The organism is Aeromicrobium sp., from assembly GCF_049587115.1.
Classification (GTDB): Bacteria; Actinomycetota; Actinomycetes; order Propionibacteriales; family Nocardioidaceae; genus Aeromicrobium.
In genome coordinates, this window is the sequence record NZ_JBAVDI010000060.1 from 1 (window position 1) to 25,150 (window position 25,150).

Annotated in this window: 26 protein-coding genes; 18 read left to right on the plus strand and 8 right to left on the minus strand. The window is 66.0% G+C overall.

Translation table 11 applies throughout. From position 1 onward, the window contains the following. The 8 genes from pafA to WB461_RS05790 form a co-directional block, all read left to right on the plus strand. On the plus strand, positions 1-1,356 hold a 1,356-nt coding region (gene pafA / locus WB461_RS05755; RefSeq protein ID WP_423851767.1), incomplete at its 5' end, for a Pup--protein ligase. A 70-nt stretch (positions 1,357-1,426) separates the two neighbouring features. After that, a complete protein-coding gene (locus WB461_RS05760; RefSeq protein WP_423851768.1) occupies positions 1,427-2,344 on the plus strand; it encodes an FKBP-type peptidyl-prolyl cis-trans isomerase in 918 nt (305 codons plus the stop codon). 12 nt (positions 2,345-2,356) lie between these two features. Beyond that, positions 2,357-3,328 (plus strand): helix-turn-helix transcriptional regulator, encoded by a 972-nt coding sequence (locus WB461_RS05765; protein ID WP_423851769.1) that lies wholly within the window; start codon positions 2,357-2,359, stop codon positions 3,326-3,328. Further along, complete coding sequence (locus WB461_RS05770; RefSeq protein WP_423851770.1) at positions 3,325-4,293, plus strand: helix-turn-helix transcriptional regulator; 969 nt, start codon at positions 3,325-3,327, stop codon at positions 4,291-4,293. The genes WB461_RS05765 and WB461_RS05770 overlap by 4 nt, the downstream gene beginning before the upstream one ends. Before the next feature lie 8 nt (positions 4,294-4,301). Then, positions 4,302-4,529: a Sec-independent protein translocase subunit TatA gene (gene tatA, locus WB461_RS05775; RefSeq protein WP_423851771.1), complete on the plus strand. Its 228-nt coding sequence runs from the start codon at positions 4,302-4,304 to the stop codon at positions 4,527-4,529. 3 nt (positions 4,530-4,532) lie between these two features. Continuing rightward, the gene (tatC, locus tag WB461_RS05780; protein WP_423851772.1) at positions 4,533-5,357 is read left to right on the plus strand and encodes a twin-arginine translocase subunit TatC; all 825 of its coding nucleotides are present in this window, start codon (positions 4,533-4,535) and stop codon (positions 5,355-5,357) included. Between the two features lie 34 nt (positions 5,358-5,391). Next, entirely contained in the window at positions 5,392-6,270 is an 879-nt protein-coding gene (locus WB461_RS05785) for a diacylglycerol kinase (protein WP_423851773.1), read from the plus strand. Between the two features lie 35 nt (positions 6,271-6,305). After that, the gene (locus WB461_RS05790) at positions 6,306-9,032 is read left to right on the plus strand and encodes a DEAD/DEAH box helicase (protein WP_423851774.1); all 2,727 of its coding nucleotides are present in this window, start codon (positions 6,306-6,308) and stop codon (positions 9,030-9,032) included. Between the two features lie 6 nt (positions 9,033-9,038). Here WB461_RS05790 and WB461_RS05795 read toward each other — a convergent pair whose 3' ends face one another. Further along, positions 9,039-9,944, minus strand: coding sequence for a 5'-3' exonuclease (locus WB461_RS05795; protein WP_423851775.1), 906 nt, complete (start codon positions 9,942-9,944; stop codon positions 9,039-9,041). Between the two features lie 152 nt (positions 9,945-10,096). Between WB461_RS05795 and WB461_RS05800 the strand changes: the two genes are divergently transcribed. Genes WB461_RS05800 through WB461_RS05810 form a run of 3 tightly spaced genes read left to right on the plus strand, consistent with a single transcriptional unit; the run spans position 10,097 to position 13,410 of the window. After that, on the plus strand, positions 10,097-11,176 hold the full coding sequence (locus tag WB461_RS05800; RefSeq protein WP_423851776.1) for a M24 family metallopeptidase: 1,080 nt from the start codon (positions 10,097-10,099) through the stop codon (positions 11,174-11,176). Continuing rightward, positions 11,173-12,666, plus strand: a complete 1,494-nt coding sequence (gene lnt / locus WB461_RS05805; protein WP_423851777.1) for an apolipoprotein N-acyltransferase — start codon at positions 11,173-11,175, stop codon at positions 12,664-12,666. The genes WB461_RS05800 and lnt overlap by 4 nt, the downstream gene beginning before the upstream one ends. Positions 12,667-12,669: 3 nt before the next feature. Next, positions 12,670-13,410 (plus strand): polyprenol monophosphomannose synthase, encoded by a 741-nt coding sequence (locus tag WB461_RS05810; RefSeq protein WP_423851778.1) that lies wholly within the window; start codon positions 12,670-12,672, stop codon positions 13,408-13,410. A 77-nt stretch (positions 13,411-13,487) separates the two neighbouring features. On the opposite strand, the gene WB461_RS05815 is transcribed toward WB461_RS05810, so the two are convergent. The 4 genes from WB461_RS05815 to WB461_RS05830 all read right to left on the minus strand — a co-directional run bounded on the left by WB461_RS05815 (position 13,488) and on the right by WB461_RS05830 (position 17,689). Next, a complete protein-coding gene (locus tag WB461_RS05815) occupies positions 13,488-13,892 on the minus strand; it encodes an RNA polymerase-binding protein RbpA (protein WP_423851779.1) in 405 nt (134 codons plus the stop codon). Positions 13,893-13,979: 87 nt separating this feature from the next. Continuing rightward, a complete protein-coding gene (locus WB461_RS05820) occupies positions 13,980-15,332 on the minus strand; it encodes an MFS transporter (RefSeq protein WP_423851780.1) in 1,353 nt (450 codons plus the stop codon). After that, the gene (locus WB461_RS05825; protein WP_423851781.1) at positions 15,329-16,123 is read right to left on the minus strand and encodes a glycerophosphodiester phosphodiesterase family protein; all 795 of its coding nucleotides are present in this window, start codon (positions 16,121-16,123) and stop codon (positions 15,329-15,331) included. Before WB461_RS05825 ends, WB461_RS05820 begins: the two co-directional genes overlap by 4 nt. A 30-nt stretch (positions 16,124-16,153) precedes the next feature. Further along, positions 16,154-17,689, minus strand: a complete 1,536-nt coding sequence (locus WB461_RS05830) for a UDP-N-acetylglucosamine 1-carboxyvinyltransferase (protein WP_423851782.1) — start codon at positions 17,687-17,689, stop codon at positions 16,154-16,156. Between the two features lie 168 nt (positions 17,690-17,857). Between WB461_RS05830 and WB461_RS05835 the strand changes: the two genes are divergently transcribed. Continuing rightward, a complete protein-coding gene (locus WB461_RS05835; protein ID WP_423851783.1) occupies positions 17,858-18,754 on the plus strand; it encodes an alpha/beta hydrolase in 897 nt (298 codons plus the stop codon). Positions 18,755-18,771: 17 nt separating this feature from the next. Here the strand turns inward: WB461_RS05835 and WB461_RS05840 are convergent, their stop codons facing one another. Beyond that, positions 18,772-19,425, minus strand: a complete 654-nt coding sequence (locus WB461_RS05840; protein WP_423851784.1) for a hypothetical protein — start codon at positions 19,423-19,425, stop codon at positions 18,772-18,774. A 206-nt stretch (positions 19,426-19,631) separates the two neighbouring features. Here WB461_RS05840 and WB461_RS05845 point away from each other — a divergent pair, with 206 nt between their 5' ends. The 6 genes from WB461_RS05845 to WB461_RS05870 all read left to right on the plus strand — a co-directional run bounded on the left by WB461_RS05845 (position 19,632) and on the right by WB461_RS05870 (position 24,250). Continuing rightward, complete coding sequence (locus tag WB461_RS05845) at positions 19,632-19,919, plus strand: HesB/IscA family protein (RefSeq protein WP_423851785.1); 288 nt, start codon at positions 19,632-19,634, stop codon at positions 19,917-19,919. A gap of 291 nt (positions 19,920-20,210) precedes the next feature. Next, the gene (locus WB461_RS05850) at positions 20,211-20,819 is read left to right on the plus strand and encodes a class I SAM-dependent methyltransferase (RefSeq protein ID WP_423851786.1); all 609 of its coding nucleotides are present in this window, start codon (positions 20,211-20,213) and stop codon (positions 20,817-20,819) included. A 27-nt stretch (positions 20,820-20,846) separates the two neighbouring features. Then, a complete protein-coding gene (locus tag WB461_RS05855) occupies positions 20,847-21,464 on the plus strand; it encodes a DUF1992 domain-containing protein (protein ID WP_423851787.1) in 618 nt (205 codons plus the stop codon). A gap of 32 nt (positions 21,465-21,496) precedes the next feature. Then, positions 21,497-22,432 carry a DNA-3-methyladenine glycosylase family protein gene (locus WB461_RS05860; RefSeq protein ID WP_423851788.1) on the plus strand — a complete coding sequence of 312 codons (936 nt, stop codon included), beginning with the start codon at positions 21,497-21,499 and terminating at the stop codon, positions 22,430-22,432. Positions 22,433-22,474: 42 nt separating this feature from the next. After that, a complete protein-coding gene (locus WB461_RS05865; protein ID WP_423851789.1) occupies positions 22,475-23,020 on the plus strand; it encodes an N-acetyltransferase family protein in 546 nt (181 codons plus the stop codon). Between the two features lie 21 nt (positions 23,021-23,041). Beyond that, the gene (locus tag WB461_RS05870; protein WP_423851790.1) at positions 23,042-24,250 is read left to right on the plus strand and encodes an MFS transporter; all 1,209 of its coding nucleotides are present in this window, start codon (positions 23,042-23,044) and stop codon (positions 24,248-24,250) included. On the opposite strand, the gene WB461_RS05875 is transcribed toward WB461_RS05870, so the two are convergent. Continuing rightward, a complete protein-coding gene (locus WB461_RS05875; protein ID WP_423851791.1) occupies positions 24,213-24,836 on the minus strand; it encodes an L-threonylcarbamoyladenylate synthase in 624 nt (207 codons plus the stop codon). The genes WB461_RS05870 and WB461_RS05875 overlap by 38 nt on opposite strands. A 78-nt stretch (positions 24,837-24,914) precedes the next feature. Next, a complete protein-coding gene (locus WB461_RS05880) occupies positions 24,915-25,058 on the minus strand; it encodes a GPGG-motif small membrane protein (RefSeq protein WP_423851792.1) in 144 nt (47 codons plus the stop codon). Positions 25,059-25,150: the final 92 nt, after the last annotated feature.

A 25,150-nucleotide genomic window follows, 5' to 3' on the forward strand; every position in this document is an offset into this window, starting at 1 on the left:
CGGCGGATCTTCGGTATCGAGAACGAGTACGGCGTCACGTGCTCGTTCAAGGGTCAGCGTCGCCTGTCGCCCGACGAGGTGGCGCGCTACCTCTTTCGTCGTGTCGTCTCCTGGGGCCGCAGCAGCAACGTGTTCCTGCGCAACGGTGCCCGCCTCTATCTCGACGTCGGCAGCCACCCCGAGTACGCCACACCCGAGTGCGACGACCTCGTCGACCTGGTCACGCATGACCGCGCGGGGGAGCGGATCCTCGAGGGCCTGATGATCGACGCGCAGAAGCGGCTCGGCGACGACGGCGTCGAGGGAGACATCTACCTGTTCAAGAACAACACCGACTCGGCCGGCAACTCCTACGGCTGCCACGAGAACTACCTGGTGAGCCGCCAGGGAGAGTTCAGCCGACTGGCAGACGTGCTGATCCCATTCCTGGTGTCGCGTCAGATCATCTGCGGAGCCGGCAAGATCCAGCAGACCCCACGCGGCACGATCTTCTCGGTCAGCCAGCGCGCGGAGCACATCTGGGAGGGCGTCTCCAGTGCCACGACCCGGTCCCGTCCGATCATCAACACCCGCGACGAGCCGCACGCCGACGCCGAGCGGTTCCGCCGCCTGCACGTCATTGTGGGCGACTCGAACATGAGCGAGACCACGACCCTGCTGAAGGTCGCGACGACAGATCTGGTCCTCCGCATGATCGAGGGCGGCGTGACGATGCGCGACATGACGCTCGACAACCCGATCCGCGCGATCCGTGAGATCGCGCACGACATGACCGGGCGACGGAAGGTTCAGCTCGCGAACGGTCGCGAACTGTCTGCCTTGGAGATCCAGGCTGAGTACTTCAGCAAGGCCGCTGAGTTCGTCGACAAGCACGGCTTGCACACGCCCACGATCAACCGTGTGCTCGACCTGTGGGAGCGGACACTGAAGGCTGTGGAGTCCGAAGACCTGTCCCTCGTCGAGCGCGAGGTCGACTGGGTCATCAAGTACAAGCTGCTGGACCGCTACCGCACAGTCCACGGCCTCACCTGGGCCGATCCCCGCATCGCCCAGCTCGATCTGGCCTATCACGACATCCGGCGTGATCGAGGCCTGTTCTACCTGTTGGAGAACAAGGGCGCCGTCGCCCGCGTCACGAACGATCTCGACGTCTTCGCGGCGAAGTCGATCCCACCCCAGACCACACGTGCCCGCCTGCGCGGTGACTTCATCAAGCGGGCACAGGAACGCCGCCGGGACTTCACCGTCGACTGGGTGCACCTCAAGCTCAACGATCAGGCGCAGCGCACGGTGCTGTGCAAGGACCCGTTCAGGTCGCACGACGAGCGGGTCCAGAGGCTGATCGACGGGATGTGATGCGGGCGGCCTTGTCGGCTGTCGTTAGGATGATCGACGATCTGTCTCCCCATCCGCGAAGGTCGTTCCCGTGCGTCGAATTCTCCTTGCAGCCGTTGCTGCCTCCAGCCTCATCCTTGCAGGATGCGGTGGCAGTGACTCAGGCGATGGCGGTCTCGACGCCATCAAGGTGAGTTCAGCCAAGAGCCCCAAGGTCACGGTCTCGAAGGGCTTCACCACGAGCAAGACCGAGAGCAAGGTCCTGAAGTCCGGTGGCGGTGCCAAGCTGGCCAGCGGCGATGCGGTCAAGGTCAACTACGTTGCCGTCAACGGCCGCACCGGCAAGCAGTTCGACAGCTCGTTCAAGAGCCAGAAGCCGCTGACGCTGACCCTGGACAAGAACGCCGTTCTTCCGGGCTTCGTGACAGGCCTCGAGGGCAAGAAGATCGGCAGCCGGGTGCTCGTCGCGATCTCACCCAAGGATGGCTTCGGCCAGGACCAGGCGCAGCTGGACATCAAGAAGAACGACACGATGGTGTTCCTGTTCGACATCGTGGCGAAGGTCCCCACCGAGGTGACCGGCACGGCCAAGAAGCTCCCGGCCGACGTGCCGAAGCTGGTCCTGGACGGTGACAAGCATCCGACGAAGTTCACCAAGACCAGCAAGACCGCAAAGAAGATCACCAAGGAAAGTTCACACGTCGTGATCCAGGGCGATGGTGCGAAGATCACTGACGGTCAGACTCTGACCGCCCAGTACATCGGCCAGGTCTACCCCGACGGCGCGATCTTCGACGAGTCATGGTCCAGCTCCTCCCGCTCGTTCCAGGTCGGCGCGGGCCAGCTCATCAAGTGCTGGGACGACCAGCTGGTCGGTCAGAAGCTCGGCAGCCGGGTCGTCCTGGTCTGCCCCGGCGACAAGGCCTACGGCGACTCCCCGCCGGACGGCAGCAAGATCGGCAAGAACGACACGCTGATCTTTGCCATCGACTTGCTCGACGCTTCCTGACATCCTCCTGACATGGCCGAACGCAAGACCGAGAGGTTGATGAACCTCATCTTCGCGTTGCTGGTCAGTCGCCAGTACCTCACGAAGGATCAGATCCGCGAGTCGATCGCTGACTACCGCGACTCGACACCGCAGGCGTTCGACCGCAAGTTCGAGCGCGACAAGGAGGAGCTGCGCGAGCTCGGCATCACCGTCGAGATGGGCTCGATCGACAAGTACTTCAACGACGAGCCGGGATACCGCATCCGGCGTGACGAGGCTGAGCTGCCCGATCTCGAGCTGACCCGCGAGGAGGCAGCCGTGATCGGCCTCGCTACCCAGGTGTGGGAGCACGCAGGCCTGGCAAGTGACTCGACGACGGCGTTGGTCAAGCTCAAGTCGATCGGGGTCGACGTCGACACCAGTGTCCTGCGCATGGCCGAACCCAAGCTGTCCACCGACGAGCCCTCGTTTGACGCCATGTGGGATGCCGTCACCCGACGTGTCCCGATCATGTTTGTCTACGCGCGGCCGAACCGTGAGGCCATGCGCCGACACCTGCAGCCGTGGGGGATCATCTCCTGGCGAGACCGCTGGTACGTCGGCGGACTCGACCTCGACCGCGGCGAGCCGCGCATCTTCCGCCTATCGCGCGTGATCGGCGAGGTCGAGAGCCAGGGCGCAGCCGGGTCCTACGAGATCCCCGAGGGCACCGACATGAAGGACATCGCGCGAGCGCTGTTCCCTCCGGAGCCCGATGAGGCGGCCATCCTCCGCATCCGCACGGGCCGGGGACAGTCTCTGCGGCGCCTTGCCGAGAAGGTCACTCCGATCGGCGGTGACGTCGACGAGGTCGAGATCCGCTACTCCTCCAGCTGGGAGCTGGCCTCCGAGGTCGCTTCGTACGGTCCCGACGTGGTCGTCGTGTCCCCGCCCGCGGTGCGCTCAGCTGTCGTGGGCCGCCTGCAGGCTGCGCTGCGCGGCACCCTGGAGGCACCCGCGTGAGCCGCTCCAGACAGCAGGTCATCCGGATGCTCGCGCTCGTGCCGTACCTGCAGGGCAACGATGGTGTCCCGGTCAACGAGGTCGCAGCCGAGTTCGGCGTGACACCCAAGGTCATCCGAGACGACCTTCGGCTGCTGATGTACACCGGTACGGGAGAGTACGCTGGCGAGCTCATCGACTTCGACCTGACTGCGCTCGAGGTCGACGGCATCGTTCACATCCGGGACGCGGAGTTCATGACCCGACCGCTGCGGATCAGCACCCGCGAGGGCGTCGCGCTCATCGTGGCCCTGCGCACCCTGCGTGCTTCGGCGAGCGGTTCCGAGCTCACGGTGGTGGACAGTGCGCTGGCCAAGCTCGAGAGCGCCGTCGGCGACACCGTCTCGGCGTCCGTCGACGTCGTGATGGACCGGGTCGACCCGACGATCCACTCGACGATCGTGCACGCACTCGCGCAGGGCAAACGGCTGCAGCTGACCTACGCAACGGTCTCCCGCGACGAGCAGTCCGACCGGGCCGTCGATCCGCGCAGGCTGTTCACCGAGCAGGGCCGGTTGTACCTCGAGGCGTGGTGCCTCAAGGCCGAAGATCTGAGATTCTTCCGTCTGGATCGGGTCATCGATGCTCAGCTCACCGATGTCGACGCGCAGGACCACGATGTCAACGAACGCGACATGTCCGACGGAATCTTCACGGTGGGGGAAGCGACTCCGTATGCCTTGGTCGACCTGCACCCGCGCGCACACTGGCTGACCGAGTACTACCAGGTGGAATTGCTTGAGCAGAGCGAAGACGGCACCTGGCGAGCCAAGCTTTTCGGTGCGGATTGGGACTGGCTGCGTCGTCTGGTCCTGCGCAACGCCGGATCCGTGTCGGTCATCGAGCCGGACACGCTGCGCGCACAGGTGGTTGACGACGCCCGCCTAGCCTTGGAAGCGTACGATGAAGCCGAATCGTCTTCCTAGGAGTAGCCATGTTCCGCCAGATTGGCCCGACCGAGATCTTGATCATCCTCGGAGTCGTCCTGCTCCTGTTCGGTGGCAAGAAGCTCCCTGAGCTCGCCCGCGGGTCAGGCAAGGCGCTGCGCATCTTCAAGACCGAGGTCAAGGCCCTGCACGACGACGAGGATGACGAGGCCAAGCCCGCCTCGCTCGAGACCGTCAGGGCGACGGAGCAGGACAAGAAGCCAGAACAGGGCTGACGCTTGGCGCTTCGGCGCGGCAAGCCCCCGGAACCGGGCGGCACGATGCCGCTCATCGACCATCTCCGTGAACTCAGACGACGACTCACGATAGCGACGCTGGCCATCCTGGTCGGCACGATCGCTGGCTGGTACTTCTTCGACCCGATCTTCAATCTGCTCAAGGAGCCGTACGAGAACGGGATCACGAACCTGCTGACCGACAAGGATGTCGACGCCAAGATCGTGATCAGCGGTGGAGTCGGCACGGCGTTCAGCTTTCGGCTCAAGCTCGCGCTGGTCATCGGGCTGATCCTGGCCAGCCCGGTGTGGATCAATCAGATCTGGCAGTTCGTGCTCCCGGCCCTGCATCGCAACGAGAAGCGCTGGGCGTACTTGCTCACTGCCATCGGCGTGCCGCTGTTCCTCGCCGGTATCTACGTCGGCTACCTCGTGCTTCCGAAGGGGATCGAGGTCCTGATCGGTTTCGTTCCCAGCTCGATCGACTCGCTGACGTCGCTCAGCGACTACCTCAACTTCGTCCTGCGCACCTTGCTGGTGTTCGGCATCGCAGCCGAGATTCCGCTGGTCGTCGTGATGCTCAACCGGCTTGGCATCGTCAGCGCGGCGCAGCTCGCCCGGGCCCGACCGTGGACCATCATCGGCATCTTCGTCTTCTCGGCGATCGCAACTCCGAGCACGGACCCGTTGACGATGCTGTTCCTAGCCCTCCCGATGGTCGCTCTCTACCTGGTGTCCGAGCTCATCGCCAAGCTGACGGACCGTCGCCGCGGCAAGGTCCGGCGCCGTGAGCTGGCCGACGACGAGCTGTCCTCGTTGGACGACTGACCCGCCTCGGGCAGTCGGGCCCTAGAGTTCTCACATGCACTACGCGCTCGTCATCAACTCGACATCCGGCAAGCGTCGAGGCGAGAGCATCGCCGCGCAGGCCGCCGAGCGCCTCAGTCAGGCTGGGCACGTCACGACACCGATCCAGGGTGAGAATGCCTCCGCAGCACGTGACCAGCTCAAGCAGGCGATCGACACGGGTCTGGACGGTGTCGTCGTCGTCGGTGGCGACGGAGCCCTGCACAGCGTGCTCGACCACGTCGCCGACACCGATCTCGTGTTCGGGCTCATCCCAGCCGGCACCGGCAACGACACCGCGCGGTCCCTGGGGATCCCGGTCAAGGACACCGACGCAGCCGTCGACCTGATCGTCGCCGGCCACGTCCGGGTGGTCGATCTGGCGCGCACGAGTGAGGCGTACGTCGCGACCGTCATCGCCTCGGGCTTCGACTCCAAGGTCAATGAGCGAGCCAATGCCATGACCTGGCCACGCGGCAACATGCGTTACAACATCGCGATCATCAAGGAGCTGAGCAGCTTTCAGCCGCTGGAGTTCACGCTGACGCTCGATGGCGACACCATCCAGCGCGAGGCGATGCTGGTGGCCGTCGGCAACGGGCCTTCGTTCGGCGGCGGCCTCCGCATCTGCGAGGGCGCGTCGTTGGACGACGGACTGCTGGATGTCGTGGTCATCAATCCCGTCAGCAAGGCCAGGTTCCTGCGTGTCTTCCCGCAGCTCTACCGGGGGACACACACGTCGCTCGCCGAGTTCGAACGTCACCGAGTGCGCGAGGTGACCCTGTCGTCCCCCGGTATCGTCGCGTACGGCGATGGTGAGCGGCTGGGCCCGCTGCCGATCACCGCAACGGTCCAACCCGGTGCACTTCGCGTGTTCGCACCGCCCGTGGCGTGACCCGTGACTCACCGTCGCCCACGTAGTCTTGCGCCATGAGTTCCCCGGCTGAGAAGTACGCACAGTCGCGCACCAGCAGGGCCTATCCGCACCTCGCCGCCTTTCGCGGCCACTACACCTTCGCTCTCGACAGCTTTCAGGTCGAGGCGTGCAAAGCGGTCGAGGATGGTCACGGTGTCCTGGTCGCGGCACCCACCGGATCCGGCAAGACCCTGGTCGGGGAATTCGCGGTGCATCTCGCGCTCGAGACCGGCCGCAAGTGCTTCTACACGACTCCGATCAAGGCGCTCTCGAACCAGAAGTTCGCCGATCTGGTCGCCCGCCACGGCGCCGAGAATGTCGGCCTGTTGACCGGCGACAACACGATCAACGGCGAGGCGCCGATCGTGGTGATGACGACCGAGGTGCTGCGCAACATGCTCTACGCCGGGTCGCGCACCCTCACCACCCTCGGCTTCGTCGTGATGGATGAGGTTCACTATCTCGCCGACCGCATGCGAGGCGCAGTCTGGGAGGAGGTCATCATCCACCTCCCCGAGTCGGTGTCCGTCATCTCATTGTCTGCGACGGTCTCGAACGCGGAGGAGTTCGGCGACTGGCTGACCGAGGTGCGCGGCGACACCGTCACGATCGTCGAGGAGCGTCGACCCGTGCCGCTGCACCAGCACGTCCTGGTGGGCCGCAAGATGTTCCCGTTGTTCGCTCCCAGTCCTGATGACGATGGGGTGGAGGTCAATCCGGCCCTGACCCGCATCGCGCGCGACGACTGGCAGTTCACCCGCATGCACAAGGGCCGACCCGGCAAGGGCGGCAAGCGGCCGCGCAGCCGGCACCACACGGCAAGCAGGGTCGAGCTGGTCGAGCGGCTCGACGCCGAAGGCCTCCTGCCGGCGATCTGCTTCGTGTTCAGTCGGGCCGGGTGCGCTGCTGCGGTCAAGCAGTGCCTCGATGCCCGGATCAGCCTGACGACGCCACAGGAGCAGACCGAGATCGGCGCGGTCGTCGATGCGACCTGCTCCCACCTGCCCGACGAAGACCTGCACGTGCTCGGCTTCTACGAGTTCCGTGACGCTCTGGTCCGGGGTGTCGCGTCGCACCATGCTGGCATGCTGCCGACTTTCAAGGAATGCGTCGAGGTCCTGTTCAGCGACGGTTTGGTCAAGATCATCTTTGCGACGGAGACACTGGCGCTCGGGATCAACATGCCAGCGCGCTCGGTCGTCATCGAGAAGCTGTCCAAGTGGAATGGCGAGACGCACGCCAACATCACCCCGGGTGAGTACACCCAGCTGACCGGTCGGGCTGGCCGCCGCGGAATCGACATCGAGGGCCACGGCGTCGTGCTGTGGCAGCCGGGACTCGACCCCAAGCAGGTCGCAGGGCTCGCCAGCACTCGTACGTACCCACTCAACTCCTCGTTCCAGCCCTCGTACAACATGGCGGTCAACCTCGTTGGACAGGTCGGTCGCACGATCGCCCGTGAACTGCTCGAGCAGTCGTTCGCACAGTTCCAGGCCGATCGCGCGGTCGTCGGGCTGTCCCGGCAGATCCGCAAGGCGGAGGAAGCCCTCGACGGCTATCGCGAGTCCGCCGAGTGTGATCGCGGCGACTTCATGGAGTACGCCTCGCTGCGGCGTGAGCTCAGCGACATCGAAGCCACCGGCTCGAAGGCCCGCCGTGCCGCCGACCGCGATGCCATCGTGCAGTCGTTGGTCAAGCTGCGACCCGGAGACGTCATCGACGTGCCGGTCGGCCGCTGGTCCGGCATCGCCGTCGTGCTCGATCCTGGCCGAGCAAGCGACAACGACGGTCCACGCCCAATGGTCCTCACCGCCAATCGGCACGCGCGCCGGCTGGCGATGGTCGATTTCAACACGCCTGTCGTCCCGCTCACGACGATGCGGATCCCCAAGTCGTTCAACCCGCGCAACCCACAGTCGCGCCGAGACCTGGCCACGCAGCTGCGCAGCCGAGCCGACGGAGTCGCGTACCAGCAGGAGAAGGCCCAGCGGAGCCACGCCTCGAGCGAGGATCCGCGGATCGCGGCGATCCGGGCCAAACTCCGCGACCACCCGTGCCACAGCTGTCCGGATCGGGAGTCGCATGCCCGCTGGGCCGAGCGCTACCTCAAGCTCGAGCGCGACACCAAGAATCAACGCAACCGGATCGAGTCGCGCACCAACACCGTCGCCCGCCAGTTCGACCGCGTCTGCGAGGTGCTCGACGAGCTGGGCTACCTCGACGGCGACACGGTGACGCCTGACGGCAAGAAGTTGCAGCGTCTGTACAGCGAGCTCGACCTGGTGGTCAGCGAGTGCCTACGAGGGGGAGTGTGGGACCGGCTCGACGCTGCCGAGCTCGCGGCCGCGATGAGTGGACTGACGTTCGAGTCACGCAATGCCGACGATGCGCCCGCGCCACGGTTGCCGACCAAGCAGGTCCGCGCGGTCGCCGGCACGATGTCCGAGCTGTGCACCGAGCTGCAGCTGCTGGAGCGCGAGCACCGGGTCAAGTTCTTGCATCAACCCGACTTCGGCTTCGCGCAGGCGGTCTGGCAGTGGACCAACGGTGCTTCGCTGGACGACGTGCTGGGAGAGATGGAGCTCGCTGCCGGCGATTTCGTCCGAGCCATGAAGCAGCTCATCGATGTCGTCGCGCAGGTTGCGGACGCGGCCGGAGCCGGCCCACTGCGCGACACAGCCCGCGAAGCGCTTGACCAGCTCCGCCGAGGCGTCGTCGCCTACACGAGTATCGCGAGCTGACGGAGATCAGCCGGGCTGGAGGGCGGTCAACGCGCGGTCGACGGCACCACCGAGCCCCCAGGCCTGCCCGAATGTGCGAAAGGCCTGCACCTGGACCGGTCCCGTGTCCACAGTGATATCGCAGGCGTCCCGCTTGACCGCCACCACGGTGCGGGCAGCTGCGATGTAGTCGGTCGAGTCAAGCAACGACTGGCGGACCCGCGGTTTGATCGAGGACGACGCGTCGGCGGCTGCCAGCAGGATCCCGTCGATGTCACCGAACTCGGCCAGCAGCACGGCCGCGGTCTTGTCACCAATGCCGGCCACGCCCGGAAGCCCATCCGAGGCATCGCCGCGCATGACGGCAAAATCGACGTAGCTCGCCGCGTCGATGTCGTACTTGGCGCGAATCCACGCATTGTCGACGACGTCGTGATTCGACACACCGCGGGCGACGTAGAGCACCCGCACATCGCGGTCGTCGTCGACGAGCTGGAACAGGTCCCGGTCACCCGTGACGATGTCGACCGGCCCGTCCCACGTGGATGCGAAGGTCCCGATGATGTCGTCCGCTTCGGCGCCGGCAGCGCCCACGACCGGAATGCCCAGCAGCTTCATGGCCTCCGCAATCAACGGCACCTGGGGGCCCAGCAGGCCACCGGTCGTGTCCGCCTCGGCACCGGCGTCGTCGAGCCGTTGCGTCTTGTACGAGGGGATCAGGTCGACACGCCACTGCGGCCGCCAGTCATCGTCCCAGCAAGCGACGATCGCCTCGGGACGATATTGAGTGGCCAGGGTGGAGGTGAAGTCCACCATCCCGCGCACGGCGTTGACGACAGTGCCGTCAGGCCCCTTGAGCGTGTCGGGGATGCCGAAGAACGCGCGAAAGTACAGGCTCGCGGAATCCAGCAGGAGCAGACGACCAGATGCCATGGCCCGAGCCTAGACCGTCGGATCGAGCAGGGTCAGCGAGTTCGGTGGTGCTGAGGTTGGCGATCGACTCGCAGGTTCGGTGTCACCCGTCACCTGCTCACGGCGATGCCCACCTGCGGCGCCGGCTGGTGGTCCGCCGGTATCGTCGTCCTGTGAGCAGATGGCGCAAGGCACAGAAGCTGGCCGCTTCGCGGGGTATCGATGCCCTGCTCGTCACGCCGGGGGCTGACCTCCGCTATCTGACCGGATACGTTGCTCTCCCGCTGGAGCGGCTGACCTGCCTGGTTCTGCCGGCAGAAGGTGACCCGACGCTGGTCGTCCCGGCACTCGAAAGGTCGGCCGCGATCGCCTCCGGCGTGGACGTCCAGATCGAGTCGTGGGGCGAGGTCGACGACCCATTCGCACTGGTGGCGTCGTTGGTCGGTGACGCCGCGACCGTCGGCGTCGACGACCACATGTGGGCCTCTCGGGTTTTCGCCCTTCGTTCGGCGCTCCCACTGGCCCGGCAGGTGCTCGGCGGCGAGCTGGTCCAGGAGCTGAGGATTCGCAAGGAATCGGACGAGATCGATGCGCTCCGTGACGCAGGCCTGGCGATCGACCGGGTCCATTCGCGCATGGGCGAGTGGCTGCGCCACGGCCGCACCGAACGGGAGGTCGGGGCCGACATCGCACGAGCGATCATCGACGAGGGTCATGAGACGGTCGACTTCGTCATCGTGGGCTCGGGCCCCAACGGCGCTTCACCGCACCACGAGCTGTCCGACCGGGTCATCCAGGAAGGTGATCCCGTCGTCGTGGACATCGGTGGCACCACCTCGGCCGGTTACTGTTCGGATTCGACCCGCAACTATCTCGCCGGCGGCACGGTCCCACCGCAGTACGCCGAGGCGTACGCCGTGCTGGAGGCCGCCCAGCAGGCTCAGCGAGAGCATGCGCGACCCGGAGTGACCGCAGCCTCGGTCGACGCCGTCGGTCGTGCAGTGATCGCGGAGGCGGGCTTCGGCGACCTGTTCATCCACCGAACCGGCCACGGGATCGGTCAGGAGACGCACGAGGAGCCCTACATCGTCGAGGGCAACGAACTGGTGCTCGGCGACGGGATGGCCTTCTCGATCGAGCCCGGCATCTACTTCGACGGCCTCTTCGGCGCCCGCATCGAGGACATCGCGGTGTGCACCGAAGATGGGCTCGAGGTGCTCAACAACACCCCTCGCCAGCTCCGCGTTCTGTGACGTCCGGGATCGGTGGCCGGGTCGCCTGGCCCGTTGCAGCAGCGCTGGGGCTCCTGTCGTCACTGGCGTTCGATCCGGTCGGCCTGCCCTTCGCGATGGTTGTCGCCGTCGCCGGGCTGATCTGGCTGGCGCACGGTCTGCGGGATGCCCGCAATCGGACCGTGGCCGTGACCGGACTGTTCTACGGCCTGTCGTTCATGGGTCCGTTGATCTGGTGGATGAACGCCGTCAGCCACGGTGCCTATATCGGACTGACGCTCGCCGAGTCGGCGTTCTTCGTTCCGATCATGTTGGCCCTGCGCGCATCGGCACGGTTGCGGTGGTGGCCAATGTGGGGCGCCGGTGTCTGGGTGCTGGGGGAGTGGGTACGGGGCAGGTTCCCCTTCACCGGGTTCCCGTGGGGGCGGCTGGCGCACACCTCCATCGACACGCCATTGTCCGGCTACGCCCGTCTGGTGGCCATGCCGGGCACGAGTGCCGTGCTGTTCCTCGTGGCGAGCCTGCTGATGATCCTGGTCACCTCGTCGGCATGGCGGTCGCGGGGGTTGGCTCTCGCCGGGGTCGTGGCACTGACCGGTCTGGGTGTGAGCCTGCCGACCGGCATCGCCGGGGCGGACGGCACGAGGCAGATCGCACTCGTTCAGGGTGACGTACCCGGACTTTTCCTGACCTGGCCACCCGGCGAGATCTTCCTGCTCCATGCCGCCGAGACGGAGCGTCTTGCCGACCGCGTGGACGCCGGCGAGGTCCCACGGCCCGACATGGTCTTGTGGCCGGAGAACGCGACCGACACCGATCCTTCCTTCGACGCCCCGGTCAGGCAGCGCATCGAGGCGTTGTCCGCGCGTATCGGCGCCCCGATCCTCGTCGGCGGCATCTTCGACGGACCGACCACCAGCACGGCCTACAACGCCGGAGTGGTGTGGACCGCCAACGGTCCGGGGGAGCGGTACGTCAAGCTCAAGCCGGTCCCGTTCGGGGAATACGTTCCCTTCCGTGACGAGGCCTCGATCATCGTGGACCGACTGGCCCGCGACATTCCTCGCGACATGCTCGCCGGCAAGGAGCCGGGTGCCCTGCTCATCGGAAACACGCGGATCGGGGACACGATCTGCTACGACATTGCCTACGACGACGTGACCCGTCGGGCGGTCGACGGTGGCGCGCAGATGATCGTGGTGCAGACCAGCAACGCGGCCTTCACCGGCACCTCGCAGCCCGAGCAGCAGTGGGACATCTCCCGGCTCCGGGCCATCGAGACCGGTCGATGGGTCGTGGTCCCGTCGACGAACGGGATCAGTGGCGTGGTCGACCCGAGCGGTCGCAGTGTCGAACGAGCGCCGTTGCATCAACCCGCGACGGTCAGCGCGCAGGTCACGCTGGCCTCGGGGTCGACACCGGCGCTCGCGATCGGCGCTCCACTGGAATACGCCATGGTGATCCTCGGTCTGGGAGGATGGGGCCTCGGCACGCGACGAAGGGACGGCTGAGCCATGCGCACGCTGGTCGTCATCCCGACCTACAACGAGGCGGAGAATCTCGCTCTGATCATCGAGCAGGTGCACCTGCACCAGCCCGAGGTGGATGTCCTCGTCGCTGACGACGGTTCGCCAGACGGCACCGGTGACATCGCCGAAGCGCTGTCCGCAGCCAACTCGCAGGTCCACGTGATGCACCGCGACAGCAAGCAAGGGCTGGGCTCGGCCTATCGGGCCGGATTCGAGTGGGGCATCGAGCGCAGCTACGACGTCCTGGTGGAGATGGACGCCGACGGCTCGCACCGCGCGCAGGATCTTGGACGGCTGCTCGACGCCAGCGCCACTGGGGCTGACCTGGTGCTCGGCTCGCGCTGGGTACCGGGGGGCGGAGTCGTCAACTGGCCTTGGTATCGCCAGGTGATCTCCCGCGGCGGCACGTTCTACGCCCGCGTGATGCTCGGTATCCCGATCCGGGACGCGACCGGGGGCTTTCGGGCTTTCCGGCGAGCCACCCTCGAACGCCTGCCGCTCGACGAGATCGCCTCCCAGGGCTACTGCTTCCAGATCGACATGACTCGTCGTGTGCTCGACGCAGGAATGACGATCGTCGAGGTGCCGATCACGTTCGTGGAGCGGGAGCGCGGTGAGTCCAAGATGAGCGCGGCCATCGTGCGCGAGGCCCTGTGGCGCGTCACCGTGTGGGGACTGGCCCGAATGGTTCCGCGATGGATGCGCCCCGAGGCACCAGCTCGATGAACCATGACCAACGTGAGTGACAAAAGGACCCCGGCGTGAGCCGGGGTCCTGTCATCTCACCATCAGCTGCGTGAGCCTCAGGCGGTCTTTTTTGGTGCTGCCTTTTTCGCCGGCCGCTTCTTGGCGGGACGGTGAAGGTGGGGCGGACCGATTTCTCCGCCCCGCAGGAGCTCCAGACGCTCGGTGAGAATCTCCTCGAGCTCTGCCTCGGACCTGCGCTCCAGCAGCATGTCCCAGTGCGTACGGATGGGCTTCTCGGCCTTGCCCTCGGGCCGGACTCCGTGAGCCAGGTGACCGATCTGCCCGGTCTTGGGGTCTTCCCACTCGAACGGGATCTCCGCCTCGTCCGCCATCGTCACCGAGAACGTGTGCCCATCAGGGCAGACGTACTCGACCTGCTGACGGGGAGCCATTTCCACGCCGCGCTCGTCCTCGAAGCTCTGTGTTCCGAGTCGAGCACCTCGCAATGCACGTTCAGCCATGTGCGTCCCCTCTCGTTTCTTACCTATGACAACGTAGGCGATGCGTATGAGATTCCCCTGAACGCACCCTGATATCCGTGATCTCGCTCAGACGATCGCCGGCGCTTCGTTGCCCGCCTCGATGATGCCCTGTCGGGCGTCCAGCTTCCACAGCAGACTTCCCCCGACGACGAAGAAGACGATCAGCGCGAGAATCGCCGGGCGGTACGAATCGGTCAGCTGGTGGACGATTCCGAAGACCAGTGTTCCCAGCCAGCTCGTCCCACGCTCGCACGCCTGGTAGAGGCTGAAGTACTCCGCCTCGCGGCCGCGGGGGATGAGCTGGGAGAAGAACGCGCGCGAGAGCGCCTGCGTACCGCCCAGCACCAGACCGATGGCCACCGCGAGCACCAGGAACGGCAGGATCTGCTTCTCCGGCAGGACGTAACCGAAGCAGACAACCAAGATCCAGACCCCCAGCCCGTAAAGGATCGTGCGATGGCTGCCGATCAGCGCTGCTACCCGGCCGAACACCAGGGCACCCGCGACGCCGACGAACTGCACGATCAGGATCGTGGCGATCAGGGTGCTGGTGCCGAACCCGAGCTGCTTGTCGCCATACACCGATGCGGAGTAGATCACGGTCTGGATGCCGTCGTTGTAGAACAGGTAGGCGACCAGGAACAGCAGGGTCTGGGGATAGTTGCGCAGCTCCCGGAGCGTGCGGAAGAGCTGGCCGAAGCTGCGCTGCATCAGCGTCGAGCCCTCGACGGGCACGACACCGCGCGGCGCTCGGTCCTTGATCCCGCGGTAGGGAATGAGGGTGAAGTAGGCCCACCAGATCGCCGCCGAGAGCAGGCTGAGTCGGACGGCCATCTCGGTCGACAGCCCGAACGGCAGGATCGTGACCAGCGCGAGGTTGATCCCCAGCAGCAGGCCTCCGCCGAGGTAGCCCAGCGCCCATCCGCGAGAAGATACGCGGTCGCGTTCGTCGGGTGCGGCCACGTCGACCAGGATCGCGTCGTACACCACGATCGAGGAGGCGTAGAACAGGTTCGCGACGATCAGCAGGCCCGCACCGAGCTGCCAGTTGGAGCCAGTCACGAAGAACATCAGCGCAGCAACAGCCGCACCGCACCAGGCCAGCCGCGCCATCAGGGTCTTCTTGGACTCGACCCGGTCCGCGATTGCGCCGACGATCGGCAGCACGAATGCCGAGATGACCGTCGCCAGCGTCACGACGTAGAACACCAGCGAACCCGCAGAGACCGACAACCCCAGCACCGAGAGGTTCTCGGTGCACTTCCGGTCCTCGTCGCCGACGAATCCGCAGGCTGCTCGCTCGGCGACGCTGGTCAGGTACGGCGCGTAGAGAACCGTGCCGATGGTGGTGATGTAGGCCGAGTTGGCCCAGTCGTAGAAGAACCAGGCTCGTTGCTCTGGGTTGGCCTTGACCTTCATGCCGGTTCCTTCCAGGTTCCGCGACTCACCAGCACGTCCTTGAGCAGGTCCGTGCGGTCCGTGATGATGCCGTCGACCCCGAGGTCGAGGAGCTCGTGCATCTCGTCGGCGTCATCGATCGTCCAGACGTGGACCTGCAGGCCGAGCCGGTGGATCTTGCGGACGAATCGTCGTGTGACGACGCGAACGCGACCATGCACCGCGGGGACCTGCACGCACACCGGCCCCGCTCCTCGGCGCAGGCGGAGCAGGAAGCCCGGGAGCAGCTTGATCAGGGTCGCCTCGAGGCTTGAAGCCGAGGTCGCCACCCCCGGAAGGCGGTGCCGCACCCTCCGCAGTCGGCGGTGGGAGAACGAGGCGAGGAGTGTTCGGGCCACGGCGTCATGGCTCTGCACGACCCGACAGGTCGGATCGAGGGCGTCGTCGCACTTGATGTCGATGTTCAGCCGTGCGCCCGGAAAGGCGTCGAACAGGGCGCCGAGTCGTACGAACGGTTCGCGCTGGTCCAGACGCTGCAGATCCAGCGACTCGGCAGTCGAGGCGGCAACCGCATCGGGGGAACCGGTCAGCCGCTCCAGGTACTCGTCATGAATCGCATACACGACGCCGTCGGACGATACTCGGACATCGGTCTCGAAGTAGCGGTAGCCCAGAGCGTAGGCGTGCGCGAAGGCCGCTAGCGAGTTCTCGATGCCGACGTTGCCGGCCGTCCCCGAGCCGCCGCGGTGAGCGAACGCCAACGGGAGTGAATCATCCAGGAACGCGTGTCCCACGCCGTCGAGTGCAGCCACAACCGCACCCTACCCATGGCTTGGGTCAGATCAGATGTCGCGGAAGGTCTCGATCTGCGCGCCGAGGGCGTTGAGACGCTCGGCCAGATCCTCATACCCACGGTTGATGACGTAGACGCTGCGCAGCACCGAGGTGCCCTTGGCCGCGAGCATGGCGAGCAGGATGACGACCGCTGGACGAAGTGCCGGCGGGCACACCAGCTCGGTACCGCTCCAGTGGGTCGGCCCTTCGATCAGCACACGATGCGGGTCGAGCAGCTTGACCTGGGCGCCGAGCTTGTTCAGCTCGGTCAGGTAGATCGCACGGTTCTCGTACACCCAGTCGTGCAGCATCGTCTGACCCTCGGCCGTCGCCGCGATGACCGCGAAGAACGGCAGGTTGTCGATGTTGAGGCCCGGGAACGGCATGGGATGAATCTTGTCGATCGGGGCGTGGAGTGCCGAGGGGTGTGTCGTGATGTCGACGAGCCGGGTCTGGCCGTTCTCGGCGAAATATTCCTCGGTGCGGTCGTAGGTGAAGCCCATCTCCTCCAGCAGCGCCAGCTCGATCTCCATGAACTCGATCGGTACGCGGCAGACCGTGATGCTCGACTTGGTGACGATCGCTGCGGCAATCAGGCTCATCGCCTCGATGGGGTCTTCGCTGGGCGCATACTCGACGTCGCAATTGATGACCGGGGCGCCGGTGACCCGGAGCGTGGTGGTGCCGATGCCCTCGACGCCGACGCCGAGCTTGAGCAGGAAGAAGCACAGGTCCTGGACCATGTAGTTCGGGCTGGCGTTGCGGATCACGGTCACGCCGTCCACCCGCGCGGCAGCGAGCAGAGCGTTCTCCGTCACGGTGTCGCCCCGCTCAGTCAGGACGATCGGGCGTTCCGGACCCACCCCGACCGACGTGGTGGCGTGATAGCTGCCCTCGGTGGCAACGACCTTGAGGCCGAACGGGCGCAATGCGGTCATGTGCGGCTCGACGGTACGTGTGCCGAGATCGCAGCCACCTGCGTACGGAAGTTCGAAATCGTCGTAGCGGTGCATGAGGGGGCCGAGGAACATGATGATGCTGCGGGTTCGGCGCGCTGCATCGGCATCCATCGCGGCCAGGTCGAGCTCAGCCGGGACGACGAGCTCGAGGTCGTTTTCCTCGTTGAGCCAGGTAGCTTTGACGCCGATCGAGGTCAGCACCTCGAGGAGGCGGTTGACCTCCTCGATGCGGGCGACCTTGCGAAGCACCGTGGTGCCGGCGTTGAGGAGAGACGCACACAGCAGTGCGACACCGGCGTTCTTGCTCGACTTCACGTCGATCGCGCCGGAGAGCTTGGTGCCGCCGACGACTCGCAGATGGCTCGGGCCTGAGGTGCCGACCGTGACCAGTTCGGAGTCGAGCGCGCTCCCGATGCGGGCCAGCATGTCGAGCGTCAAGTTCTGCTGCCCCTTCTCGATCCGGTTGACGGCACTCTGGCTCGTCTTGAGTTCGCTCGCCAGCTCGGCCTGGGTCAGGCCACTGTGCTGACGAGCGTCACGGATGAGTGCCCCGATGCGGGAAAGGTAATCGTCGCGGACGGTCATGAGTTCATCATATCTCAGTTATGAGATATCTCAATCGCCACGTGAATTCGGTCGTCGAACGGGGGAGGTGCGCTCGAACCATCACTCATTAGGCGAAATGGCAGAGCTTGCGAGTCGCAATCGACCATTCGTACCCACCTCCAACGCAACCGGCGTCGAATCACCCGCATGGGACTGGGAGCGGACACCACCGCCATGATGATGCAGCTGACGGCACGACTGACCGTTCGGCACGGAAACGACCTGCAGTACGCCGGGCAGGACCTGCCCAGACCTGTGTCACGGCGGGTACCCACTCGACACGGAAAGGTCGCGGTCGACCTCTACCTTCCGCCCGGACCAGGACCCGGCCCGGTACCGGCCTACGTCCACCTGCATGGTGGTGCGTTCATCATGCGATTTCCCCGCATGGACGACTTCTTCTGTCGCTTCGTGGTCGCCGAGGCGGGGGTTGCGGTGATCAACGTCGACTACGACGTGGCGCCCCAGGCCCGGTACCCGGTCGCCCAGGAGCAGGCGCACGATGTGCTCGAGTGGCTGGCCGAGCACGGGCACGACTGGGGGATCGACGCTCAGAACCTCGCGATCGGCGGATTCAGCGCCGGGGCGAACCTTGCGGCGTCTGCGTGCCTGCAGACCCGCGATCGCGGAGGCCCAGCGCCGCGGCTCCAGCTGCTGGGCGTGCCGTCGCTGGACGTCGCTGGCGATGCCGCCGCGAAGCCTTCGACCTCCACGAATCCGATGATCGGACCGGGTCTGCTCAAGCTCGTGCGCTCGACCTACTTCAAGGATGCGTCCCGCCGGACCGAGCCGTATGCCTCACCACTGCTGGCGGAGAGCGTGGCTGGCGTCGCTCCGGCGTTGGTCATCACCGCTGAGCACGACTCCCTGCGGACCGAGGGTGACGCGTACGCGCGTGCGCTCGATCGCGCGGGACTGCTGGTGGAGCACATCGTCGTGCCCGGTCGGGACCACTACTTCCTGGACCCGGCCGTTGAGGGCCAGGCGCGCGGTCTCATGCAGCGGATGGCCGAGGGAATACGCGGCGCACTCACCAGCGGATGAGAGCCCCGAATGTATCGCTAGGTAGAAGCAGCCATGATGGCGCCGCGTTCCATCTGTGGCGCCGCCGTGGCGAGCCGACCCCGCTGCCACAAGCCGTGCACGACGACAGCCGCCGTGATCGTGCCGAGCGAGCCAAGTGCGAGATCTCCCAGCGTGTCGGTGTAGGCCCCACGCCGCTCCGAAGACTTGCTGATGAAGGCAAAGTACTCGGCGATCTCCCAGCTGACGGCAGCCGTCACGCCGAAGGACAGAGCGCGCTCGACCGTCGCGGCCAAGGTCGCGCTGCGGTGAAGGGTCAGCAGCACGACGCCGGCCGCGAGCAGACCTGTGTTCATGAAGTGCATCCAGTCGTCGAACCACGAGATGGTGTCGTACAAATTCATCCGGTTGCCCAGGGTGTCGGTGAAGCAGGTGACCGTCACCAGCAGGTCTGCCACCCACGGGAACGAGGCACGATCGCGCCAGAACGTGAACCACAGCACCGGGATCGTGAATGCCAGCAGGGGATAGGTGACCGCTCGGAGCCCGGCTGCCTTCTCCCGCATGTTGCCCAGATCCGGGAACAGCAGCGCGGTCACGAGGAGCACGATCAAGAACGCCTTGGCGGTCAGGTCGAGGCTGCGGACGACGGGGGGAGCAACGTGACGGATCGCCACCACCGATTCAGTCATGCACCCACGATAATGGCCCGGGGTGGGTCATTCCCAATCCTGCCGCCCCTGGGCCTCCTCTGACGGGCCAGGGTTGTTGACCCATTGCGAGGGAACGCGACGGGTTTACGCACGACTCGAGCGCCTGCAACTCACCTGACTTGATTTAGCGAGCAGTTCTGGCAATGTGGATGGTTGGCCAAGTCACTGACGACAGGAGAACAACCATGCTCACCCTGACCGACAATGCAGCCGACATCGTGAAGAAGATCAGCGAAGGCATTGCAGATCCCGAACAGGCCGGACTCCGCATCAGCGAAGCCGGCTCCGGCGAGGAGGCCGGTCTCAGCCTGGCTCCGGTCGAGTCACCTGAACCAGGCGACAAGGTCGTGGACGCCGATGGCGCACGCGTGTTCCTGGATCAGGCTGCCGCCGAGCTGCTGGACGACAAGGTGCTTGACGCCCAGGTCGACCCCGACGGATCGGTCCAGTTCGGCCTCGGCCAGCAGGCCTAGTCCCGCAGGATGGCTGACCGCCCCTGACGTATGCCCACGGCGTACGACTGGGGCGGTCTGCCAGTTACTGCCGCCAATCACCCGGATCGGCGGCGTCCTCACTCGAATGTTGTTGTCCGATAATGTACATTATGTCAACTTAAGTAATGAAGGACGTGCAGAGGCAGTCCACTTTGGAGTCTACGGAGCGCCTCTCCAGCCGCTGCGCTGGCCGAGCTCGATGAGCTCCGATAACGTTTCTGCGATGACCTTGACGTGCAAAGCACCGCGGTCGAACTGGACCAGCGTCCGATGACCAGCAACATGACCAGCAGCGCCGACTGGGACGGGTTCTATCGCGAGCAGTCGGCGATCTGGAGCGGTGAACCCAACGCGCAGCTGGTGGCCGAGGCGACCCGCCTCGCTCCTGGCTCAGCGCTCGATGTCGGATGTGGTGAAGGGGCCGACGCCATGTGGCTGGCGCAGCACGGGTGGGACGTGACCGCGGTCGACGTCTCCGACGTGGCCCTGGAGCGGGCCCGAGCGCACTCAACGTCACTCGGTCACGACATCGCGTTCCACCACCTCGATGTGGTCACCACTCCCCCTGCGCCACACACCTACGACCTGGTCTCGGCGCAGTTCTTCCAGCTCGAAGATCCGCCACGCAGCCAGGCGATGCGTTCGCTCGGTGCAGCCGTTGCTCCAGGCGGGCACCTGCTGGTCGTCGGCCACTACCCCGCAGGCCACGCTGGGGCCAATCACCCGGAACGACTGTTCACCACCGATGAGATCGTCGGGCTGTTCTCGCCGGGCGACTGGCACGTCGTGACGGCGGAGACACGAGAACGGACTGCGATGCAGCGTGGCGAGATGACCGACCTGCTCGACGGGGTCGTGCTGCTGCGACGCGCCGGTTAGCCTCGGAGCAGACCCGAAGGAGTGATCATGATGAGCGCTCGGGACCGCAAGCAGCACGAATACCGGCACCGGCTCCAAGCTGAAGCCGCTCCGGATGACGATCAGATCGACCGAGACAACGCGGCCGAAGCGCTCGATCAGCGGATGGGGAATCAGGCACGATGGGTCGAGCTGCAGGTCCAGCAGGCGATCCGTCGCGGCGAGTTCGACGATCTGCCGGGCAGCGGCAAGCCGATCCCAGACATCGACGCACCTCACGATCCCAACTGGTGGCTCAAGCAGCTCATCGCCCGCGAACAGATCTCGGTGCTCCCTCCAGCGCTGGCGCTGCGCAACGAGCACGCTGAGATGGACGACATTCTCGACCGCGAGTCCACGCCCGACGGCGTACGCCGGATCATCGACGACTTCAACGCCCGGATCGTCGAGGCGCGCCGGCAGCTTCAGGGTGGACCGCCCGTCATCACTCCCCTGCGTGATGCCGACGACGAGATCCTGGCGTGGAGCGCGCGACGGTCCGAGCGCGTCACCCATCAACGAGCCATGGCCGCGCAGCTACGCCGAGAGCATGCAGCGTCCACTCCCCCGTCACTGTGGCAGCGGCTGCTCGACCGGCTGCTGACCTTCCGCCAGCACATCGCATGACAGCGGTCGGCGCTGGCGGGCACACTGACGGCATGGTGGGTGCACCCGAGATCTCGTCCAGACGCGAGCTCCGCATGGATCAGCCCGTCAACATACAGTTGACGTTGGCTCATCTCCGCCGCGGCGCCGGCGATCCGACGACGCGCCGCGATGGCAACTGTCTCTGGCGCACCAGCCGTATGTCCAGTGGCCCCGTGACCTACGTGTTGCGACAGATCGCCCCCACCGTCGTCGAGGCACGAGCGTGGGGTGACGGTGCGGCCGAGCTGCTCGATGGACTCCCATCCCTCGTGGGGGCGGAGGACGACATTTCCGGATTCCGTCCGGAGCACCCGGTGCTGCTTGACGCACACCGTCGCTTCCCGGGCCTTCGCGTACCTCGAACGGGGTTGGTGCTCGAAGCGCTGATCGCCGCCGTGCTCGAGCAGAAGGTCGTCGGACTGGACGCGTTCGCGGCATGGCGCCGTCTGCATCAACGGTTCGGCGATCCTGCTCCTGGGCCAGCACCCGACGACATGCGGGTCTTTCCGGACGCCGAGACCTGGGCGGCCATCCCTTCCTGGGAATGGCACCGGGCGGGTGTCGATCCTCAGCGAGCCAGCACGGCCCAGGCCTGTGCCCGTGTTGGTCGCCAGGTCGAGAACCTGATTCCTTCGCATGGTCGTGACCATGCGGCGGTCTACCGCGGCCTGCGCAGCATTCCCGGCGTAGGCGTCTGGACTGCTGCTGAGGTCGGTTCCCGCGCTCTGGGAGATGCCGATGCCGTCCCATTCGGCGACTTTCACGTCGCCAAGGACGTCGGCACCGCACTGATCGGCCGTCGGATCGATGACGAAGGACTTGCCGAGCTCCTCGAGCCGTGGCGACCCCATCGGCTCCGCGTCGTGACCCTGGTACGGCTCAGTCCGCATGTTCGTCCCGAACGACGTGGGCCCCGGATGCCACGGGTCGATCACCGATCGATCTGAGTGCCGGGGATGGATTCACTTCCGAAAGGAGTTGAGGTAGACATGACGACGACCGTGATCGCCCTGACCCGCAAGCAGCTCGACGCCACGGTGCTCGACTCGCTCGCCACGGTGTATCTCGCCGCCTACGGAGATGCCTCCCTGCCGGAGAGCAGGCTCGACGCCGAGAACTTCGCGTCATCGACGGTCCCGAGGCACGCGCGGCGTGACGGATTCCGGCTTGTCGTCGCGACGACCGATGGCGAAGTTTCCGGATATGGCTACGGCTTCACTGGCAAGCGCGGACAGTTCTGGAGCGACTGGCTCGCAGGCGCTGCCCCAGCTGACATCGTCGAGACCTGGGTCGGAGACCACTTCGAACTTGTCGACATCGTCGTCGATCCGGGACACCGAGGGCGCGGCGTGGCCGGGAAGCTGCACGATGTCCTGGTCGAGGGATTGCCGCAGGAACGCGCACTGCTCGCCACCGCTCCTGATGACGGCGCGGCCGCGCGCCTGTACGGCGGACGGGGCTGGCAGGTGCTGGTCCCGGAGATCGACGGCTCGAAGGCTCTCTACGGGCTGCACCTCGATGGCCGGGCGGTCTGAGCAGACGCCTACAGTGACGCGGTGACCGTCGCTTCCCGCGTGCCCGCCTGGTTGCGTGTGTCCGCGGCACTGTTCGCCGTCGGGTGGGGTGCCAACCAGTTCGCTGCGATGCTGCTGGTCTACCGCAACGAGGAAGGCGCGTCCAGCGAGGTGGTGACCGCCCTGTTCGGGGCGTATGCGCTGGGACTGATTCCCGCTCTGCTGATCGTCGCCCCCATCTCGGACCGGATCGGACGCCGCTGGGTCATGCGTCCTGTGCTGGTGCTCTCGGTCGTGGCGACGGTCGTCCTGCTGGTCGGCGGCAACCATGTCTCGGTGCTGCTGCTGGGCCGTCTCGCCGCAGGCGTCGCTTCGGGTGCAGCCTTCGCCCCGGGCACTGCGTGGGTCAAGGAGCTGTGCGGGGACAGACCGCCCGGCACCGGTGCTCGGCGGGCAACGCTGGCGCTCTCAGCCGGGTTCGGCTCCGGACCGCTGGTCGCCGGCGGGATCGCACAGTGGTTGCCCCATCCGACCGTCCTGCCGTACCTCCCGCACCTGGTGCTGATGATCGGAGTGATCGCGATTGCGTGGAACGCCCCTGAGCCGGTTGTCGTTCGCAGCACGGACGAGTCGCTGCGACGCTCCGACGTCTGGCAGGCGCTGCGGTCGCGTCAATTCCTGCTCGGGATCGCGGTCACCGCGCCATGGGTCTTTGGTGCCGCCTCGATCAGCTTTGCGACTGTGCCGAGCTTTGTCGAGATCGGATTCGCACCGATTGCCGTCACCGGAGCCCTCACGGGGCTGACGTTGTGGACCGGTGTCGCCGTGCAGCCGCTCGGTCGGCGATTGCGCGACCCACGCGTCGTCATTCTCACCGGCCTCGCGGCGGCGGCCGCTGGCCTCGCGGTCGGCGCTCTGCTCGCGGCGACCAATACCGCCTGGCTCGTCCTTCCCGCAGCCGTGCTCTTCGGCGCGGCGTACGGGCTGATCCTGGTGGGCGGATTGACCACCGTGGAGTCACTCGCCCACCCCGACGATCTCGGAACGCTCAATGCGGTGTTCTACAGCCTGACGTACGTCGGCTTCGCCGCTCCACTGCTCAGCACGCTGGCTCTCAACACACTGTCAGCTGGCGCTTTGATGCTTGTCGGCATCGTCGTGATCGTGCTGACGGTGCCGTTGGTTCTGCAGTCTCAACGCACGGAGGGCGCACTCACTCGAACGGCGCTGGGTCGCCGGCCCCCACCCTGACCACCTGGGCAACGCCATCGGAGAAGTCGATCACGGTCGTCGGCTCGGCGATGACCTCGGCACCGGACTCGATCACCACGTCGATCTGGCCATCGAGCTGCTCGGCGATCTCCCAGGCCGCAGACATCGGCTCGTCGGTGCCGGGCAGGATCAGTGTCGTGGAGAGTATGGGTTCGCCGAGGGCGGACAGCAGGGCTCCGACGATCTTGCTGTCGGGGATTCGGACACCGACTGTCTTCTTCTTGGGGTGCAGCAGCCTGCGGGGAACCTCACGTGTTGCGGGCAGGATGAAGGTGTACGGCCCGGGCGTCGCGGACTTCACGGCGCGAAAGATGGCGTTGTCGACGTGCACGAACTGGCCGAGCTGGGCGAAGTCGCGGCACACCAGCGTGAAGTGATGCTTGTCATCGAGCTGCCGGATCGTGCGGATGCGATCGAGGGCATCCTTGTTGCCGAGCTGGGCACCGAGTGCGTAGCCGGAGTCGGTCGGATAGGCGATGAGACCGCCATCCTGGATCACCGCGGCGGCCTGGTCGACCGATCGTTGTTGCGGATTGTCGGGGTGAATCTCGATGTAACGGACCATGCTTCGAGGATAGTCCGAGCAGCCTCGTCTGGACATGACGAAGGGCCGCGCATCTGCTGCGCGACCCTCCGTCCGGCCTCAGCCGAATATGCTGTAACCGCCGGGTCCGACGAGTGCAGCCACGATCAGCAAAACGATGCCGATCAGGATGTCCCCGCGCACCAGGCGCACAATTCCGTAGATCGCGATGGCGACCGCGATGATCCACAAGATGAAAGCCATGGTTTTCCCTCTCTTCATGGGTGACTGAGGCCACCATCGCACCCAATACCCCGCCCACGAAGGACCAAACCTCGGTGGTTTGTCTGAGTTGT

What these genes read in the sequence shown, in the direction of transcription:
- WB461_RS05765 (WP_423851769.1), top strand. Translation starts at nt 2,357, where the DNA reads ATGGCCGAACGCAAGACCGAGAGGTTGATGAACCTCATCTTCGCGTTG.
- tatA (WP_423851771.1), top strand. Translation starts at nt 4,302, where the DNA reads ATGTTCCGCCAGATTGGCCCGACCGAGATCTTGATCATCCTCGGAGTC.
- WB461_RS05785 (WP_423851773.1), top strand. Translation starts at nt 5,392, where the DNA reads ATGCACTACGCGCTCGTCATCAACTCGACATCCGGCAAGCGTCGAGGC.
- WB461_RS05790 (WP_423851774.1), top strand. Translation starts at nt 6,306, where the DNA reads ATGAGTTCCCCGGCTGAGAAGTACGCACAGTCGCGCACCAGCAGGGCC.
- WB461_RS05795 (WP_423851775.1), bottom strand. Translation starts at nt 9,944, where the DNA reads ATGGCATCTGGTCGTCTGCTCCTGCTGGATTCCGCGAGCCTGTACTTT.
- WB461_RS05810 (WP_423851778.1), top strand. Translation starts at nt 12,670, where the DNA reads ATGCGCACGCTGGTCGTCATCCCGACCTACAACGAGGCGGAGAATCTC.
- WB461_RS05815 (WP_423851779.1), bottom strand. Translation starts at nt 13,892, where the DNA reads ATGGCTGAACGTGCATTGCGAGGTGCTCGACTCGGAACACAGAGCTTC.
- WB461_RS05820 (WP_423851780.1), bottom strand. Translation starts at nt 15,332, where the DNA reads ATGAAGGTCAAGGCCAACCCAGAGCAACGAGCCTGGTTCTTCTACGAC.
- WB461_RS05830 (WP_423851782.1), bottom strand. Translation starts at nt 17,689, where the DNA reads ATGACCGTCCGCGACGATTACCTTTCCCGCATCGGGGCACTCATCCGT.
- WB461_RS05835 (WP_423851783.1), top strand. Translation starts at nt 17,858, where the DNA reads ATGGGACTGGGAGCGGACACCACCGCCATGATGATGCAGCTGACGGCA.
- WB461_RS05840 (WP_423851784.1), bottom strand. Translation starts at nt 19,425, where the DNA reads ATGACTGAATCGGTGGTGGCGATCCGTCACGTTGCTCCCCCCGTCGTC.
- WB461_RS05845 (WP_423851785.1), top strand. Translation starts at nt 19,632, where the DNA reads ATGCTCACCCTGACCGACAATGCAGCCGACATCGTGAAGAAGATCAGC.
- WB461_RS05850 (WP_423851786.1), top strand. Translation starts at nt 20,211, where the DNA reads ATGACCAGCAACATGACCAGCAGCGCCGACTGGGACGGGTTCTATCGC.
- WB461_RS05855 (WP_423851787.1), top strand. Translation starts at nt 20,847, where the DNA reads ATGATGAGCGCTCGGGACCGCAAGCAGCACGAATACCGGCACCGGCTC.
- WB461_RS05860 (WP_423851788.1), top strand. Translation starts at nt 21,497, where the DNA reads ATGGTGGGTGCACCCGAGATCTCGTCCAGACGCGAGCTCCGCATGGAT.
- WB461_RS05865 (WP_423851789.1), top strand. Translation starts at nt 22,475, where the DNA reads ATGACGACGACCGTGATCGCCCTGACCCGCAAGCAGCTCGACGCCACG.
- WB461_RS05875 (WP_423851791.1), bottom strand. Translation starts at nt 24,836, where the DNA reads ATGGTCCGTTACATCGAGATTCACCCCGACAATCCGCAACAACGATCG.
- WB461_RS05880 (WP_423851792.1), bottom strand. Translation starts at nt 25,058, where the DNA reads ATGGCTTTCATCTTGTGGATCATCGCGGTCGCCATCGCGATCTACGGA.